This is a genomic window from Pseudomonas bananamidigenes (genome assembly GCF_001679645.1).
GTDB classification, from domain to species: Bacteria; Pseudomonadota; Gammaproteobacteria; order Pseudomonadales; family Pseudomonadaceae; genus Aquipseudomonas; species Aquipseudomonas bananamidigenes.
The window spans coordinates 87,577-104,987 of sequence record NZ_LRUN01000002.1 but is presented as its reverse complement, the minus strand read 5'-3'; the positions used below and the strand labels follow the sequence as shown (position 1 = coordinate 104,987).

The window sequence follows — 17,411 nt, the reverse complement described above, 5'->3', positions numbered from 1 at the left end:
CAGCTCCTTTGGGTTGGCGCGTCCAGCCATTGAGCCCCGTGTGCCGAGAGGTCACGGGGCCTTTTTTTGCCAAGTGCAGCGTTATTGAGGTCGGGCGGGATTGGCAGCGCCGTGCAGAAACATCTGTTCCACGACGTTGGCCGAGTTGGCACTGGCGGCACGCCCACGGCGTTCGGCATCGACCATGGCGAAGATCATGGTCAGGAACAGCTCGGTAAAGACCGCGGCGGTGATATCGATACGGAACGCACCCAGTTGCTGGCCGCGCAGGAAGAAGGCATCGAGGGCATCGAGGTAGAACTGCCAGCGTTTGCCTTCGTCGGTGTCGGTAAAGGTGTCCGGGCGGTACTGAAAGAGCAGGAACACCAGCATTTCACGGTGCGCCAGATGCTCGTTGACCAGACTGCGCAAGGCCTGCACGGGATCACCCTGCGACAGATCGGTGGACGTGGTGATCTGATTCAGCACGGTTTCACCGTGGCCTTCCATGATCTGCACCAGATTGTCACGAGTACCGCAAAAACGGTGGAGCGTCGCTTTGCTCACACCTGCGGCTTCCGCCAATTCCTTGAGCGTGGCCCGCGGGCGATCAACGATGGCCAGTGCCAGCGCCTTGATGAGTCGTTCGTCTTGGGGTGTCAGGGACATCAGTGAGTCTCGAAGCGAATTTCAATGCGGGGGATTGTGCAGGAAAAGCCCTGTTCGAGACCAGTTGAAATTCCCCCGGCACCCCGGCCAGCCGCCGTCGTCACCGTATAGAGTCAGAACCACCGCTGATTGGATACAGCCAACACGCGAGAGGTCTGTAATAATGGCGACCATTGCGGCGCGTAGGCATGTCGAGTGCTCGTGTCGGTATCCGGCATCTGGTATTGGAGGATTCCATGCGTGACATTATTGATGGCTTTCTGCGCTTTCAGCGCGAGGTGTATCCGCAGCGGGTCGAGCTGTTCAAGCAGCTCGCGACAGAACAAAACCCCAAGGCATTGTTCGTCACCTGCTCGGACAGCCGTGTAGTACCTGAACTTCTCACACAGCGCGAACCGGGCGAGCTGTTCGTGATTCGCAACGCCGGCAACATCGTGCCGTCGTACGGACCTGAACCGGGTGGCGTCTCGGCCACCGTGGAATATGCAGTCGCCGTGCTTGGCGTGAAGGACATCGTGATCTGCGGTCACTCGGATTGCGGAGCGATGGGCGCGATTTCACGCTGCACCTGTCTGGATCACCTTCCGGCGGTCGCCAACTGGCTGCGTCACGCAGACGCCGCGAAAGCGATCAACGCGGCCCATGAGTTCGAAACCCCTGGCGCCAAGCTCGACGGTCTCGTGCGGGAAAACGTGATTGCACAACTGGCGAACCTGCGGACACACCCGTCGGTGGCCCTCGCGCTCGAACAAGGTCGTCTGAATCTGCATGGCTGGGTGTATGACATCGAGGCGGGTTGCATCGACGCGCTGGATGGCGCAACCCGGCGCTTCGTCAAGCTTTCCGATTCACCGGCTACCGTTGCCGTCGCTGCACGCAACACGGATCAGATGTAACGACGCCTTTATTGGCCCGACCCGGCCCGGTGCTCAGCGCAGCCCGGGGCCGGGTCAGGCTTTCAATTTCCTTTCTTCCCAGCAGTCCCAAGCCCGAAGGGCCTTACGGGCAAGCCTGCCGCCCAGAAACGTCAGCGTGTCGCTGCTCAACGAAATCGACCGGCGATTGACGATCCAGAAGTCGGTCAGTTCGGATTTATTGCCGTTGAGCAGGTCAGCAATGGTGCGGCCATTGAGATGGGTCAAGGCCACGCCATGACCAAAGCATCCGCCGGAATAGATAACGCGTTCGTCATTGATGAAGCTGATCTCGGGCACCATGTCGACATTCACGGAAACGGGGCCGCCCCAGCGATAGTCGATACGGGTGTTCCTCAGTTGTGGGTAAATCCACTTCAAATGCGCTTCGCAATGGTCCCAGCTTGCCGGCGAGGGTACTTCACGCATGGCCTCCGTACGATAAACGATCGCATCACCGCCACCCATGATGATGCGGCCATCGGCGGTCGGCCTGAAGTAATGAAGCATCTGACGGTTGTCGCCAAACGACTGCCTGTTTTTCCAGCCAATGCTGTCCCATTGCGCCTCAGTCAATGGCTCGGTAACGACCTGATAGGTCCAGAGCGGATACTGACGGGTCTGCAAGCGTCGGGTGTCGGGTATCTGCCGTGAGTAGGCATTCGTGGCCACGACGATCTTGTCAGCCGCGATTTTATGGCTCGGTGTTTCGATGAGGATGACCGAAGCGGTTCGTTCGATATGGGTCACCGGCGTGGTTTCGTAGATTTCAACCCCGGCGGATTCCGCCAGTTTCTTCAGCGCTCGCACCTGTTTGCAAGGGTCGAGTTGCCCGGTATCCGTTTCGTAGATTCCACCGGCGAACTGATCGGAGTGGAAGTCCTGCTGGACCTGGGACCTGTCACGCCAGGTCATGTCGTCATCAATACCCAGTTCCTGGAACAATTGATAGGTTTTCTTCATGCGATCCAGTTGCTTGTCAGAGTAACTGATGCGGACCAGGCCGTTGTGTTGGTAGTCTGACTGGAACTGATGCTCTTCTATGAGATTTCGGGTGTAGGCCACGGCCTTCTTCAGGTACTGATGGGCCTCGAACATTTTCTGCCGCCCCCAGCGCAGAAGCACCATCTCCGGCTCCAGGCCGAACATTTTCGTACTGAAACCGGCATTGCGACCGCTGGCACCAAAACCGACGATAGCGGCTTCCAGCACCACCACCCGGGCGTTGGGGTTGTCCTGCTTGAACTGCCAGGCAGTATTCAGACCGGTGAACCCGGCCCCGATGATCACCACATCCGCCTTGAAGCTTTCAGTCAAAGGCGGGTTGGGGGAATAGGCGCCATAGTTGCGTTGCCAGAACGATTTGTTTTCCAGTTGCGTGCGTGGGTCGACTGTCATGTTCTTGTTCTCGTCGTCGGGAGAGGGGGTGAAGGCCATACAGCTATCGGGTGACCGCTTGAGTCAGCGTCCCAGCATCAGGCGCATCAACCGATCGAAAAGTTTTCCATAGGGCGGATAGAGTAACGGGAAGGCCGGGCGGATGAATTGCTTGAAGATCGGGCGCAGTTTGGAGAACTCCACGAAGCCTTCATAGCCGTGGTAATGCCCCATACCGCTGGCGCCTACGCCGCCGAACGGCAGGTCGTGCTGGGCGACATGCAGACCGCAATCGTTGATGGCCACGCCCCCCGACTGAGTCAAGGCAATGACCTTTTCCTGAACCGCTCGCTGATGAGTGAACAAGTAAAGTGCCAGCGGATGGTCACGATCCTGGATGTAGTTCAGCACTTCATCGAGGGTTCGATAGGTTTTTACCGGCAAGATCGGACCGAAGATCTCCTCTTGCATCAGGTGCATATCCTCGTGGGTGTTCACCACCAGCACCGGGCAGATTTTTCGCGTCTGCGCGTCATGGGTGCGCCCGGGAAGCACCGGGATGATTCTTGCCCCTTTGTTCCGCGCGTCTTCCAGATAGTTTTGCAAACGTTCGTAGGAGGCGCAGTCAATGATCGATGTGTAGTCGCTTGCTTCGATGGCGCTGTAGCGCTTGGCTCCGACTGCACGACATTCGCTGACAAAGGCTTCGAGCTGCGACTCGTGAACGAAGGCATAGTCGGGTGCTACGCAGGTCTGGCCGGCGTTGACCGTTTTCATTTGCAGGATTCGCGCAGCCGCTGTCTTAAGGTCGAAGTCTTCGGCCACGATGACGGGGGATTTGCCACCCAGCTCGAGCGTGACCGGTGTCAGATTGGCCGAGGCCGCCTTCATGACCTGCCGCCCGGTGTCCGCCGAGCCGGTGAAAATCAAGTGGTCGAACGGAAGGCTCGAGAACACCGACCCGCTGACATCAGGCACGATGGCCAGCGTCTCTTCGACAAAGTTCTCCGCGACAAGCCGATGCAGCAATTTGCATAAATGCCGAGAATTCGCGGCCATTTTCACCATGCAACGATTGCCAGCTGCCAGTGCGCTGGTCACCGGTCCCATCACCAGAAACAACGGGTAATTCCACGGCGCGACCACTCCGACCACGCCTTTGGGCTGTGGAATCACGGTGTTGCGCGCCCCCAGAAACCAGATCGAACCGTGCCGGGACTGCGGTTTCATCCAGCTCCCCAAGCGCTTGTGGCAGTCACGAATGCCGTCAACCGACAGGAACAACTCAAGGAGTTTGGTTTCCTGGTGGGCCCGATTGCCGAAATCCTGGCTGATCGCTTCGCAAATGGCGTGCTGGTTATCCAGCAACAGTCGTTCCAGTCGTTTAAGGTTGGCTTTTCGTGTCTGCAGGCTCGGAACAGGGTTGGTCCGGTGCGCGGCCGTTTGTAGGGTAAATATACGTGTGGCCTCTGCTTCGCTGCGGTCGATGGAGAGCGCCGGGGCTGCCAGGTTCATACTGAAATCTCCGGTGGACAGTCGGATTGGCGTCTGACGGATGCCGCCGGGTACGCAGCGGCCCGATCGTCAGGCCCAAAGGAAGGATTTCAGGTTAGCGAGCGGGTCGGTCGACGAATTGTCCGTGGGCGCCAGTCTTGTCGGCACAACGCGCCAAGCGTCAGCCCGGGCAGCGGTGCCGAGCCGGTCGATCAACGAAGAGGCGGATGGGCAACACGGTATCGTTGGGGGGATTGGCCGGTCCAGCGGCGAAAGGCGCGAGTGAACGAGCTGGATTCGGAATAGCCGACCAGCAACGAAATCTCCGTCACCGAATAATCCGAGCCCTGCATGTAGGCCAGGGCCAGTTCCCGTCGTACATCTTCGATCAGCGACGAAAATTCGATGCCTTGATCCTTGAGCCGGCGCTGTAAGGTGCGCCGGCTAACGCCCATTTGCTCGCTGATCTCCACCAGCGACAGGTTGCCGCTGCTCATGCCCGAGGCAATCATGCGGGTGATCTGCGGCAGGATATCGTCGGAAATCACCCGTTCCTTTCGTTGCCGCTCAAGATATGGCTCGAGGGCCTCATGCAAGCGTTCGTTGGCATGGGAAACCGGCAGGCGCAGGGTATCGAGCGACAAGTGAAGCCGGTTGCTGGGCTGATTGAAATGGATCGGGCACCGGAAGATTCGCTTGTGTGCAGAAATATCTGCTGGTTTTGCGTGTTCGAAGTCGACACGAAGCGGCTTGATCATGCAGTCCGTCAGCAGATTGATCTGGTGGAAAATCGACGCAATCGTGAATTCCGAATCCTGACGTCGATAGAGGATGGTCGGGGCGATGATCTGATATTCGACATAGGCCGATCTGGATTCGCACTCGAAGTTAATGACTGACTCCTGAGCGAAAACAATGATGAACTGTTCCAGCATGCGCAGCGCTTTTTCGACGCTCGGCGCGCAGTGCAGGGCATGGCCGAGTGCACCGAAATCATTGGCTTCGGTCTGATTGCCCAGATCAAGGCCGATATCAGGGTTCACCGTGCCGGCTGCCTCCCAGAGGGCGACGTACTGCTCGCCGGGTATTTCGATGTCGGCCCGTTCAAGGACCCGGGTGTCCATGCCTACGGCGCTCAGGTGTGGTGCAAAGACATCGCGGAATCGACGAAAGAAGTTTTCAGACATGACGGTACGGACGGATTTCATTGTGCGCTGCGGCCTTTGATTGCTTGGCTAGCCTGTTCTTGTTGCCCGACGGGCCTTTTCATCATCAGCCTTTCGCGGGCACGAGGGCAAGCTGCACCCGCCTGAGCGTTTCACTCGATTGGCGTCAGATGTCAAAGGCCCTGTCATCTGCTGGCAAGCCGTCTCCCGGTGCCTTGGTTAGTTTTTGCATCGAGGTGTACCAGAACCTTGTTTGGGCTGGATGTTTGTCAGCCCCTTTTTCAACCGTTCCGGTCATCCCTGCAACAAAAACACATAACAAGATCCCTCCAGGAGACGTACATGAGAAACCTCCCGCGTTCGTTGTTGGGTGGCGCGCTGTTGGCGCTCTGCGGTTTCAGTCAGGTGCACGCCGTTGCGGCGGCTGACTTCAGCAAACCGGGTGGGGAACTGACACCCATCGGCGCAGAAAAGGCCGGCAACGCCGATGGCAGCATTCCCGCGTGGAACGGCGGCCTTGCGAAGGCGCCAGCCGGCTGGACACCGGGCCATGGTGATCCCTACGCCGGCGACAAGCCCCTTTACTCTATCGATGCAAACAACCTGGCCCAGTACCTGAAACTTCTTCCCGAAGGTCAGGCCGCACTGATCAAGGCCTATCCCGGCTACCACCTGAACGTTTACCCGAGTCATCGCAGTTGTGCGATCCCGGATGAAGTGGCTGCGCGCACGAAGTCACTGGCCGGCCAGGCGCGGATCGGCAGCGATGGCTGGCGCCTGGAGCAGGCCGCCGGCGCCGCCGTGCCTTTCCCGATTCCGGAAAACGGCATTCAGGCGATGTGGAACTACAAGTTGCGCTACATGGCCAAGGGGCGTCGTGCGCAGATTTCGTTCCTGCTGCGGGAGAAGGGTGGCTCCCTGACCGAAGTCAAACAATGGGCGAGCGAGTTCTACCCCTATAACGATGCGGCGGTAAAGGCGCCGGCTGACACCGATGGCATCGAAGCCAAGCTGCTTTACGACGTGTTGTCGCCATCCTCGCGTGCCGGCGAGATGTACCTGGTGCACTCGTTTCTCGACAAGGTCCAGAGTTCGTGGATCTATTTTCCCGGTCAGCGTCGGGTACGTCTGGCGCCATCGTTCGCTTACGACAATCCCATCGCCGGTTCCGACAATCTGTACTTTGTCGATCAGATCAACATGTTCACCGGCGCGCTGGATCGCTACGACTTCAAGTTGATCGGCAAGCAAGAAATGGTCGTGCCATACAACTCTTACAAGCTTGTCGACAAGTCCAACACCTACGAAAAATTGATCGGCCAGGACTACCTGAATCGCGACGTGCAACGTTATGAGAAGCATCGGGTATGGGTAGTCGAGGCTACGGTCAAGGCTGACAAGCGCCATTCGTTCGCCAAGCGGATGTTCTATTTCGACGAGGACAGCTGGAGCCTGTTGCATGTCGACATGTATGACGCCAAGGGCAATCTCTGGCGGGTACAGGAGGGTAGTCTGTGGGCAGATCCCGAGATTCAGGCGTGTACAGGGTTCGAATACGTCAGCTACGACCTGATCGCGCGGCGCTATATCGCTGACGGATTCACTCAGGAAGGGGAATCCATCGATCTGACGGCCGGTCTGCAAGGACGCGTGAGCGACAAGATGTTCAACGCCAATGAGCTGCGTCGTCGCGGCGAACGCTGATCCCTTCCAGAGAGCTGTTCCATGAACAAGAACAATAAGTCATGCGGTGCAATCGCACCGCAGGGAGCCCCGTTCCCGCGAAACGCCTGCGTGCTGGCGGTTGCCCTGGCGATCAACCTGGCGTGGATACCATCGAGTCATGCCCTGATGTTCGGCAACGAGGCGGGGATTTCCGGCAGCTTCGATTCCACGCTGTCCGTTGGCTTCGCAAGCCGCCTGCAGTCACCCGATTGCCACATCCTCGGCAACGACAGTGGCGGCTGCAACACCGGCACCGGCAATGAACTGGCGCGCTACTACAACGCGGGTCGGGGCAACGGCTACGCCAATGCCGACATCAACTACAGCAACGGCGACGACGGCAATCTCAACTACGACAAGCACGATGTCTATTCCGAAGTCATCAAGGGCACTCATGAATTGAGCCTGCGCTTTGGCGATGGCTGGAGTGCGCTGGGCCGGATCGCCTGGGCCAGGGACTTCAAGATGGACAACGTGCGCACCACCGGACTGGACGATCAGGCCAGGCGCGATGCCACCGAGCGTTTCGACCTGCTTGATCTGTGGGTGGCCAAACGTTTCGATCTGGGCGACATGCCGGCCAAGGTCAAGGTCGGTAATCAAGTGATCAGCTGGGGATCGGAAATCTTCGTGCCCGGTGGCATCAACCAGATCAACGCCCTAAGCCTGCCCAAGTACCACACCCCCGGTACCCAGTTGAAAGAGGTGTTCGTTCCGGCACCGATGGCTTCATTCAATATTGGCCTGACCGACACCGTCAGTGTTGAGGCTTACTACCAGTTCAAATGGAATGCCTATGCCCTCGATCCGGTGGGTACTTACTTCTCGTCGGCGGATGTCGTGGGTGAGGGCCGTCGTCCGATCTATTACCCGACAAACTACGTAGAAGGACTGACGGGCAGCGGCGCCTGTGCCGGTCTGCCGAAAGGTCATTGTGGTGCGCCGAACATCAGCGGCCTGAGCGATGCCGAGCTGATCGCTGCAGGCCTCGCCGTTCCCTACGGCGGCGAGCGCGAAGCAAGGAATGGCGGCCAGTACGGTATTGCACTGCGCTGGACGGCGGAAAGCATTGCGACCGACTTCGGTATGTTCTATCAGCGTTATCACGACAAGCTGCCTTTCGTCGGGTACTCCGCCGTCAATAACCCGGACAATCTGGTGGTGGACAATTACTTCATCAACTACGGCGAAGACAAAAACCTGTTCGGATTGTCGGCAAGCACCATGGCCGGCCCGGTCGCGGTCGCCGGCGAGATTTCCTACCGGCCAGAGGACAGCGTGGCGATTGACCCGACCGTGCCGTTCGGACGCGGCCTCACGGGGACCTACAACCCCTACAGCGTGTTCGATACCGGCGTGAACAAAGGCTTTGTCGAAGAAAAGAAATGGCAGGTCGACGTGAATGCCGTTTACACCTTCTCCGCCAATGATCCGCTCGGATTCATCCCGAGCGCGCTGGGCGCCTCGGATGGTTTCATACTCGCCGAAGCCGTGGCCACGCGTTATCCGGGGCTGGACACCTCCGGCAAGGTGCCTTATCTGCTGCCGGACTACTCGATCCCGGACAAGACCTCCTGGGGCTACGTCACCGAGGTCGGCATCAACTATCCCAACCTGTTCGACACCGGTATCACCGTCACTCCGCAACTGGATTTCAGCCACGACGTGAAGGGCACGTCGCCCAACGCCATGCCGTTCGTGGAGGGGCGCAAATCGCTCAGCGCCGCGCTGCTGTTCAACTACCGCGACCGCTGGAAGGGTGGACTGCAATGGGTGCAGTTCTGGGGCGGTGGCGACAACAACCTGATGGCTGACCGCGATTTCCTCAGCGGCAACGTTTCCTACTCCTTCTGATCCCGCAGCGCGATCCGGGCGACGAAAGGTTGCCCGCGATGGCGGCTGTATCGAGGCATTCCATGTTGGCTTTCCTGATGTCGGCGCTCGAGCGCTTTTTCTTCCGTCATCGCCTGGCAACGCTTGGCCTGCTGGCGGTCATCACAATGATCATGGGCAACTTCGCCTCGCGACTGGAGATGTCGGCCGGTTTCGACAAGCAACTGCCGCAGCAACACGAGTTCATCAAGACCTTTAACCAGTACCGCGACGTGCTGTTCGGCGCCAACCGGGTGATCGTGGTGCTGCATGCCAGGCACGGTGATATCTGGAACAGACAGGCGATGACTCGCCTGTACGACCTTACCCAGACGCTTTTTTTCATGCCCGGCATCGACCGGCGCAGCGTCACCTCGCTGTGGACACCCAACACCCGTGCCGTGCAGATCACGGAAGAGGGCATGAAGGCCGAAGACGTGATCGGTGGCGATGTCACCGTGAGCACGCTGGACGACCAGGCGATTGCCGGCATTCGCGAGCGCACCATCGTTGGCGGTTTCGTCGGCAGTCTGGTGGCCAACGACTACAGCGGCGCCATGGTGGTGGCCGAACTGGCCGACCCGGATCCGCAGACCGGCCAGCGTCTTAATTACCTGCAATTCAGTCAGCGTCTGGAAGACGAAGTCCGTGCGAAATACGCCGATGCCGATCTCGATGTGCAGATCATCGGCTTCGCCAGACAAATGGGCGATATCGGTGCCGGTGCCAAGAGCGTGGTGGCCTTTTTCGCCCTGGCCTTCGTGCTCACGGCACTGGCTGTCTATGGATATACCCGCTCGTGGGCGCTGACACTGTTGCCGTTGCTGTGCTCACTGGTGTCGGTGGTCTGGCAGTTCGGCACCCTCACGCTGCTGGGCTTCGGGCTCGATCCGCTGGCGATACTCGTGCCGTTCCTGGTGTTTGCGGTAGGGGTGTCCCACGGCGTGCAACAGGTCAATTTCATCGCCAGGGAGGTCTGTGCCGGGGCCGACGGGATGACCGCCGCCCGGCGCAGCTTCGTTGCGCTGTTCATACCCGGCACATTGGCCCTGATCACGGCATTCGTCGGTTTTGCCACGCTGGTACTGGTTCCGATCCCGATGATTCGCGAGTTGGCGATCACGGCGTCGGTCGGTGTGGCGTACAAGATCATCACCAACCTGATCATGTTGCCGTTGATGGCAAGCTATTTCCGTTTCGATCAGGGCTGGGTCGCACGGGTCGAACGGCTGCGTGCCAGGCGCGACAATGCGATGGTCAGCCTCGGACGCATTGCCGAACCGCGCAATGCCGTAATTACAACATTGTTGTGTCTGTCGCTGATGGCCGTTGCGGTATGGCAAAGCCAGGGTCGACACATTGGTCATGTACTGCCCGGAGCACCGGAGTTGCGCGAGGATTCGCGCTACAACCGGGATGTGGAAAGTGTGGTCAGCCATTTTTCCCTGGGACTCGACCAGTTCACCGTGGTGGTGGAAACGCCAGCGGGCGGCTGCTTTCGGCAAGACGTCATGACCCATGTGGATCGTCTGACCTGGGCACTGGGCAACGTACCGGGCGTGCTATCGGCGCAATCGCTGCCAGCCCTGGCGAAGCTGGCGGCCTCCGGGGTCAATGAGGGCAACCCGAAATGGGCCGCTCTGCCTCGGGATGAGTTGTCGCTGGGTGAGGCTGTCCGTCAGGTCCCGGAAGCACTGCATCTCTACAACGCCGACTGCACACTGCTGCCGGTCAACCTGTACCTGGCCGATCACAAGGCCAGCACCCTCAAACGGGTGGTCAACGTCGTCGAGCGCTATCGTGCCGAACACGGCATGCCCGGCGTGACCATACGCCTGGCCAGCGGCAATGCCGGCGTTCAGGCAGCGACCAATGACGTGGTCGAAGCCTGCGAACTGCCGATGATGTTGTATGTGTACCTGACCATCGCGCTGCTGGTGCTGCTGGTCTATCGCGACTGGCGCGCAATGATCGCCTGCTGTGCACCGCTGACGCTGGCGACCTTTCTCGGCTACGGGTTCATGAAAGCGCTCGACATCGGCCTGACCGTCGCCACCTTGCCGGTGATGGTACTCGCCGTCGGCATCGGCGTGGATTACGCGTTCTATATCTACAACCGCTTGCAGATGCATCTGGCCCGTGGTCAGGACATCGTCAATGCCTTCCAGTTGGCCCTGCGAGAAGTAGGCGTGGCAACGGTGTTCACCGCATTGACCCTGTCAGTCGGTGTCGCCACCTGGTCGTTCTCGGCGCTGAAGTTTCAGGCTGACATGGGACTGCTACTGACTTTCATGTTCATGGCCAACATGTTGATGGCCACTACCCTCCTGCCCGCATTGGCCGTGGTACTGGAAATCCTGATTCCGCGTCGGGGGCCGGTTCGTGCGCCTCTGATCGCGCACTGACGAGGAGCCCCTCGATGATTGTAATGCAATGGTTTCGTTGGTTGGCCGTGGCCTGGGTTCTGGTTTTCGCCGGCAGGCTTTGGGCAACTGAAATCGATTCACCGGCTATTTTGCTGAACAACGCGCAATCGGCCCCGTTGGTGGCGGTCGCCCGGACCGGACAGCGCTGGGTGGCGGTCGGCGACCACGGCGTGATCGTTCATTCCGGTGATGGCCGGGTCTGGACCCAATCCAAAAGCGTCCCGGTCGACGGTTTGCTGACTGCGCTGAGCTTCGCCGATGACCGGCAGGGCTGGGCGGTCGGCCACAATGGTGTGGTTTTGCACAGCGATGACGGCGGTCAGACCTGGGTCCTGCAAAAGCGCCTGGACGACCAACCGACTCTGCTTTCGGTGTGGTTTGAAAATGCCCGCCACGGCATGGTCGTTGGTGCTTATGGCTACGCTGCGCAGACCCTGGACGGGGGCGCGACATGGCAAGCGATGCAGGTGGGTGAAGAGGGCGAGGATCATCATCTCAACGCCTTGTTTGCGGGCCGTGACGGCACATTGGTCATTGCCGCGGAATCCGGCAAGGCCTATCGCTCCAGCGATCACGGTGCGACCTGGCAGTCGCTGGATACCGGTGTCAGTGGTTCGCTGTGGGGTGGAACCGGCTTGCGCGACGGGCGCCTCTTGCTGGTCGGCATGAGCGGGCGGGTGCTGATGGGGGACAGTTCCGGCAGACACTGGCAAAGGCTGGACAGCGGCAGCCACGAGGCGATCACCGCCGTCACCCAACTCAATGACGGTCGCGTTGCCTGGGTCGGCAACGGCGGACTGGTCGGGCGTTCCGACACGGCTGTCGAACATTTCTCTGTCGAGCAGCGCGAGGACCGTCTGAACCTCTCGGCGCTGGCGGCGAACACCAGCGGCGATCTGCTGCTGTTCGGTCCGACAGGCGTGATCGTTCCCGACGCGGTCCCGGGAGCTGAAAAATGACACCGGATGCCAACCGCACTGTCACCCCGGGTCAAGTCGCCGCAGATACCCTGCGCATAGACTGGAATCCAGGTCGACTGGGTCGTTCGAAGCCACGGAACTGTGTTTTTATGCTCAAGCGTTCACTGCAACTTTTACTGTGTGGTTTGACCTTTTCCTGTGCCGTATCGCCGGTATTCGCCGGGTTCGTGCCCGAGCAGGCCGGAGTCGAAGTGTTGGGCGATCACCGCGACCGGAACTGGTTTTGGATCTGGGGTAGCAATGCACCGAACATGGTCGACGGGCGTGCGTATCTGTTCGATGACAACGGTCGCAGTCTCGGCTTGTTGAGCACCGGCATGTGGTCCAACGGACTGGTGTTGTCGCACCGACGCGACGAGATTTACGCCAGTGAGATCTACTTCAGCCGTGGCGTGCGTGGCAAGCGCACGGACGTGGTCACGGTCTACGACGCCAGGACTCTGAGCCCGAAGCACGAGATCGAAATCCCCTCCAGGCGCATGTCGGCGCTGATCTCCAGCGGCCTTAGCGTACTGTCGGACGATGAGCGTTTTTTGCTGGTGGTCAACTTCACACCGGCGCAATCGGTCTCTATCGTTGATCTGGAAAACCGGCGGTTTGTCAGCGAAGTGGCAACACCGGGATGTGCTTCCGTGTACCCGGCCGGACCACGGGATTTCTACGCGATTTGCGGCAATGGCGGATTCTTCCATTTACGTCTGGATGATCAGGGGCAGGTGGTGCTGCAAGAACGCACCGTCCCCGCGTTCGACCCGCTGCAGGATCTGCTGCTGACCACCGGTTCGCGTGTTGGCGACACCTGGTATTTCGTCTCGCAGAAAAATAACGCCTACGCGCTGAAGATGACCACCGAGGGCGTGGTGCCGGTGCATCACTGGCCATTGGTCAGTGATGCCGAGCGTGCCGATGGCTGGGGCATCGCCGGCAACCATGGCACTGCCTTGCACGAGCGCAGCGGCCGGTTGTTCGTGTTGATGCACAAGGACAAACCGGAGAATTACCAGAAGCCCGGCACCGAAGTCTGGGTCTTTGACCTCAAGACCCGACAGCGTATGAAGCGCATTGAACTGAACGAGCAAAGCACCGCTATCGGTGTCAGCCAAGGTGAGCAACCTCGGCTCTACAGCCTCGACTGGGTAGTACCGATGCCAAAACTTTTCACCCTGTGGATCTACCTCACCCAAGGCGATGCAGGACTGATGCCTCTGCTGCGTCAGGGGATCAACCTCTACGACGCCGACAATGGCCAGCATCTGCGCAGTGTCGGCGATATTCCTCTGGGCTTCATGAATGTGGTGATGCCATGGTGAGCGATGATCCGCTCGTGCATCTGGCCAGCGCTGGTTTGCTCGCACTTCTGTTGGGTTCGAGCGGCATGCAAAAGCTGCGCAATCGCTCGGCCTTCGATCAAGTGGTGCAGCGCTACGGGCTCGGACAGGGATCTCGCAGGGTGCTGGTTATTTTATTGCCTGTCGTGGAAATTCTCTGCGCAGCTGGACTGCTTCTAAGTCAGGAGATTCCTTGGCTGGCTGCACCCGCCGTTGTGTTGCTGGGACTGTATGCAGGCGTCTTGGCCGTCAGCGTTCGACGCGGCGTGGCGATCGAAGATTGCGGTTGCCACTTCGGGGGCAAACCTCAGCCACCCAGTGTCGCTTTGGTCTGGCGCAACCTGCTGCTTACGGGGCTGGCGCTGAATCTTGTACTGCCCGCCACTGGCCGCCCGTTGGCGTGGTTCGACGCACTGACCCTGTTTTTTCTGCTCATCAGCGCGACCGCCCTGTATGGGGTGGCCCATTTGCTGATGGCCAACCACGCTGCCTTGAGGAAACTGTGATGACCACGACGCATGCGCTGATGATTTCCAATGTCCTGTCCTGGTTGATGACACTCGCGCTGTTACTGGCCGTCTGGGCGCTGGCCCGGCAGATCGGTGTGCTGCACGAACGCATCAAACCGGTGGGGGCGTTGTCCCTGGGCAAATCGATCAAGGCTGGCGAAGTCGCTCCGCCGTTCACCCTGACCAGCCTCACCGGTGGCACGGTGAGCATCGGCGGGAGCAGCGCCTATGGGCAATCGACATTGCTGTTCTTTCTCTCGGAAACCTGCCCGGTGTGCAAGACGCTGCTGCCGGTGCTCAAGTCCTTGCGTCAGCACGAGAGGGCGCGCTTGCGCGTAGTGCTTGCCAGTGACGGCGACCTGACCGTCCATCAAGCCTTCATCGATGCGCAACGCCTGCATGAGTTTCCCTATGTGCTGTCGCAGGAAGTCGGTCTGGCCTATCAGATCAGCAAGTTGCCGTACGGCGTGTTGATCGATGCCAACGGCACCGTGGTCACTCATGGCCTGATCAACTCCCGTGAGCATCTGGAAAGCCTGCTGGAAGCCCAGGACACGGGATATGCCTCGATTCAGGCGTACCGGGCAACGTTGCAAGTGTCCGATGAGCCTCTTTACAAACAGGTGCACTGAGCATGGCGATCAAATGGTTCGATGAAGCGGCAGAGATATTCTCCCGCCGGATCGCCCGCAATACGTCGCGGCGAGGATTTCTGGGTGGTCTGGGGACCATGATGATCGGGGTTGGCGCCACGACGTTGCTGCCGGTTTTTCGCAGCGGCGCCTTTGCCCAGACCAGCCCGGGACTGGTGGAAAGCGGCGATCCGAACAGCTGCGACTACTGGCGTTATTGCGCTATCGACGGTTTTCTCTGTGGTTGCTGTGGCGGCACGGTAAACAGTTGCCCCCCGGGCACCGTGCGCTCGGACATCACCTGGATCGGCACCTGCCGCAACCCGTCTGACGGTAAGGACTACGTGATCTCTTACAACGATTGCTGCGGCAAAAGTAACTGTGGCCGCTGCGTGTGCCAGCGCGATCAGGGCGATACGCCGCTTTACCGTCCGCAAAGCTCGAACGATCTGAACTGGTGTTCCGGCAGCCTTGCCGACATGCCGTATCACTGCTCGCTGTCGGTGGTCATCGGGGTGAAAGAGTAGGGATGGCCAGTCGCGTACTTGCCGCTTTCACACTGGTGTGCGGGATGTCGTTCGCAGCGTCCGGGAGCTGGGCAACCGAGCCCCGGCAGTTCGATTACATGGTCAATTGCCAGGGTTGTCATCTGCCGGACGGCAGCGGTAATCCGCAACGGCAGGTTCCGGCATTTCCCGGCCAGCTCGGCAAATTCCTGAGTGTGCCCGGTGGCCGGGCGTATCTGGTGCAGGTGCCGGGCTCGGCGCTGTCCGGGCTGTCGGATGAGGCGCTCGCTGGTGTTCTCAACTGGATGCTGACGACGTTCAGCCCGGCTGAGTTGCCCCATGATTTCGAGCCCTACACGGCCCTTGAAGTACAGCGCTGGCGACCTTCCGTACCCACCGACATCCAGCATGTTCGCGAAGACTTGCTGCGGCGAATCGCCCGGCAATAACAACAATGGAGAACGGCTAACGATGAAAGTCAGGATTACGCTCGGCGTGCTGCTGTTCGCCTTGATACTTGATGCTCACGCTGAAGTGCCTGCCCAGGCTGGCACCTGCGTGGCGTGCCACGGCGCCGATGGGCAGGGCAATCCGGCATTGGGCGCGCCCCGTCTGGCCGGCCAACAGGCTGTGTATCTCGAGACGCAACTGCAGAACTTCAAGAGCGGACGGCGCGGCTACGATGTCCGAGATACACACGGCACTCAGATGCGTGCAATCGCCAGCCCTCTGAGCGACAGCGATATGCAGTCACTGGCCGGGTATTTCTCGAGTCAGACATTGACCGGCAAGCGCAAGGCTGCGCCATCCGACGAGCCCCATGGGCAAGCGCTTTACCAGGCAACGTGCTCCGCGTGCCACGGGCCGAAAGGCGAAGGTTTCGCCCACTTGAAAACGCCGAATCTCGGCATCCTCGATAGCGCCTACATCGAGCGCCAGCTCGAGCATTTCGCTCAAGGCCTTCGTGGCGGGGAAAACCATGCCGACGAACTGGGCATCTGGATGCGCGGCATCGCCCTGCAAATTGCGAATGAAGGTGATCGCAAGTCGGTTGCCACCTACCTCGGCAGCCAGACAAGCGCTGCCCCCTGATCATTATCTGAAGCTGGAACGGTTTTCATGAATGTATTGATTGTGCATACGCACCCGGAGCCGGGTTCCTTTACCACGGCAATGAAAGATCTCGCGGTGCAGGTCATGGCCGGGCAGGGCGACGAGGTCATCGTTTCCGACCTGTATGCCCAGAACTTCAATCCCGTTGCCAGTGCAGAAGACTTCAACCAGCGGGCCAATCCCGAGTACCTCGTCTATGCACTGGAGCAGCGGCACAACAGCAAACAAGGCAGCCTCGCGGCGGACATTCAGGCCGAGCTGGACAAGGTCCAGTGGGCCGATCTGATCATTTTCAGCTTCCCGATCTACTGGTTCGGCATGCCGGCCATTCTCAAAGGCTGGATCGACCGGGTGTTCATCTCCGGCTATTGCTACGGCGGACGGCGCATCTACGACCTGGGTGGATTGCGAGGCAAGTCGGCGATGCTCGCGATCTCCCTGGGCGGGCAACGGCATATGTTCGGCGCCGGGGCCATTCATGGCGAAATCGAGACACTGCTGCGCCCGATTCACCAAGGCATGCTCGGTTATGTCGGACTCGAGGTCTTGCCGCCGTTCATTGCCTGGCATGTGCCCTACATCAGCGACGAAGAACGGCGCGAATACCTCATGCAATACCGTCAGCACCTGCTCGACCTGGAGCAGCACACACCGTTGTCGATGCCTGTAATGGGTGACTACGACGAGACTCTTCGACCCAAGCGAACGTGAGCCAATATCG

At 59.6% G+C, this 17,411-nt stretch carries 16 protein-coding genes; 12 read left to right on the top strand and 4 right to left on the bottom strand.

What is annotated here, in order from left to right; translation table 11 throughout:
• Positions 1 to 81: 81 nt before the first annotated feature.
• Positions 82 to 648, bottom strand: coding sequence for a TetR/AcrR family transcriptional regulator (locus BBF94_RS01865; RefSeq protein WP_065257354.1), 567 nt, complete (start codon positions 646 to 648; stop codon positions 82 to 84).
• A 236-nt stretch (positions 649 to 884) separates the two neighbouring features.
• Between BBF94_RS01865 and BBF94_RS01860 the strand changes: the two genes are divergently transcribed.
• Positions 885 to 1,544: a carbonic anhydrase gene (locus BBF94_RS01860; RefSeq protein ID WP_065257353.1), complete on the top strand. Its 660-nt coding sequence runs from the start codon at positions 885 to 887 to the stop codon at positions 1,542 to 1,544.
• A 54-nt stretch (positions 1,545 to 1,598) separates the two neighbouring features.
• Here BBF94_RS01860 and BBF94_RS01855 read toward each other — a convergent pair whose 3' ends face one another.
• From BBF94_RS01855 to qhpR, 3 genes are all read right to left on the bottom strand, one after another.
• Entirely contained in the window at positions 1,599 to 2,999 is a 1,401-nt protein-coding gene (locus tag BBF94_RS01855) for an NAD(P)/FAD-dependent oxidoreductase (protein WP_225875029.1), read from the bottom strand.
• Between the two features lie 24 nt (positions 3,000 to 3,023).
• On the bottom strand, positions 3,024 to 4,454 hold the full coding sequence (locus tag BBF94_RS01850; protein WP_065257352.1) for a coniferyl aldehyde dehydrogenase: 1,431 nt from the start codon (positions 4,452 to 4,454) through the stop codon (positions 3,024 to 3,026).
• Positions 4,455 to 4,645: 191 nt separating this feature from the next.
• A complete protein-coding gene (gene qhpR, locus BBF94_RS01845; RefSeq protein ID WP_065257351.1) occupies positions 4,646 to 5,641 on the bottom strand; it encodes an AraC-like transcriptional regulator QhpR in 996 nt (331 codons plus the stop codon).
• A 300-nt stretch (positions 5,642 to 5,941) separates the two neighbouring features.
• Here qhpR and BBF94_RS01840 point away from each other — a divergent pair, with 300 nt between their 5' ends.
• The 11 genes from BBF94_RS01840 (at position 5,942) to BBF94_RS01790 (ending at position 17,401) form a co-directional block, all read left to right on the top strand.
• The gene (locus BBF94_RS01840) at positions 5,942 to 7,303 is read left to right on the top strand and encodes a DUF1329 domain-containing protein (RefSeq protein WP_065257350.1); all 1,362 of its coding nucleotides are present in this window, start codon (positions 5,942 to 5,944) and stop codon (positions 7,301 to 7,303) included.
• 21 nt (positions 7,304 to 7,324) lie between these two features.
• Positions 7,325 to 9,178, top strand: a complete 1,854-nt coding sequence (locus BBF94_RS01835; RefSeq protein WP_065257349.1) for a DUF1302 domain-containing protein — start codon at positions 7,325 to 7,327, stop codon at positions 9,176 to 9,178.
• 62 nt (positions 9,179 to 9,240) lie between these two features.
• A complete protein-coding gene (locus BBF94_RS01830) occupies positions 9,241 to 11,601 on the top strand; it encodes an efflux RND transporter permease subunit (protein ID WP_065257348.1) in 2,361 nt (786 codons plus the stop codon).
• Between the two features lie 14 nt (positions 11,602 to 11,615).
• Positions 11,616 to 12,581 carry a WD40/YVTN/BNR-like repeat-containing protein gene (locus BBF94_RS01825; RefSeq protein WP_065257347.1) on the top strand — a complete coding sequence of 322 codons (966 nt, stop codon included), beginning with the start codon at positions 11,616 to 11,618 and terminating at the stop codon, positions 12,579 to 12,581.
• Positions 12,582 to 12,691: 110 nt separating this feature from the next.
• Positions 12,692 to 13,912, top strand: a complete 1,221-nt coding sequence (locus tag BBF94_RS01820; RefSeq protein WP_082302349.1) for an amine dehydrogenase large subunit — start codon at positions 12,692 to 12,694, stop codon at positions 13,910 to 13,912.
• Positions 13,906 to 14,436: a MauE/DoxX family redox-associated membrane protein gene (locus tag BBF94_RS01815; RefSeq protein WP_065257346.1), complete on the top strand. Its 531-nt coding sequence runs from the start codon at positions 13,906 to 13,908 to the stop codon at positions 14,434 to 14,436. The genes BBF94_RS01820 and BBF94_RS01815 overlap by 7 nt, the downstream gene beginning before the upstream one ends.
• Positions 14,436 to 15,071, top strand: a complete 636-nt coding sequence (gene mauD, locus BBF94_RS01810) for a methylamine dehydrogenase accessory protein MauD (RefSeq protein WP_218060129.1) — start codon at positions 14,436 to 14,438, stop codon at positions 15,069 to 15,071. Before BBF94_RS01815 ends, mauD begins: the two co-directional genes overlap by 1 nt.
• An 8-nt stretch (positions 15,072 to 15,079) precedes the next feature.
• Complete coding sequence (locus tag BBF94_RS01805) at positions 15,080 to 15,598, top strand: methylamine dehydrogenase light chain (protein ID WP_404820915.1); 519 nt, start codon at positions 15,080 to 15,082, stop codon at positions 15,596 to 15,598.
• Positions 15,599 to 15,600: 2 nt separating this feature from the next.
• On the top strand, positions 15,601 to 16,026 hold the full coding sequence (locus BBF94_RS01800) for a c-type cytochrome (protein WP_065257343.1): 426 nt from the start codon (positions 15,601 to 15,603) through the stop codon (positions 16,024 to 16,026).
• A gap of 22 nt (positions 16,027 to 16,048) precedes the next feature.
• A complete protein-coding gene (locus tag BBF94_RS01795) occupies positions 16,049 to 16,669 on the top strand; it encodes a c-type cytochrome (RefSeq protein ID WP_065257342.1) in 621 nt (206 codons plus the stop codon).
• A 27-nt stretch (positions 16,670 to 16,696) separates the two neighbouring features.
• Positions 16,697 to 17,401 carry an NAD(P)H-dependent oxidoreductase gene (locus BBF94_RS01790; protein ID WP_065257341.1) on the top strand — a complete coding sequence of 235 codons (705 nt, stop codon included), beginning with the start codon at positions 16,697 to 16,699 and terminating at the stop codon, positions 17,399 to 17,401.
• The last annotated feature ends 10 nt before the right edge of the window (positions 17,402 to 17,411 follow it).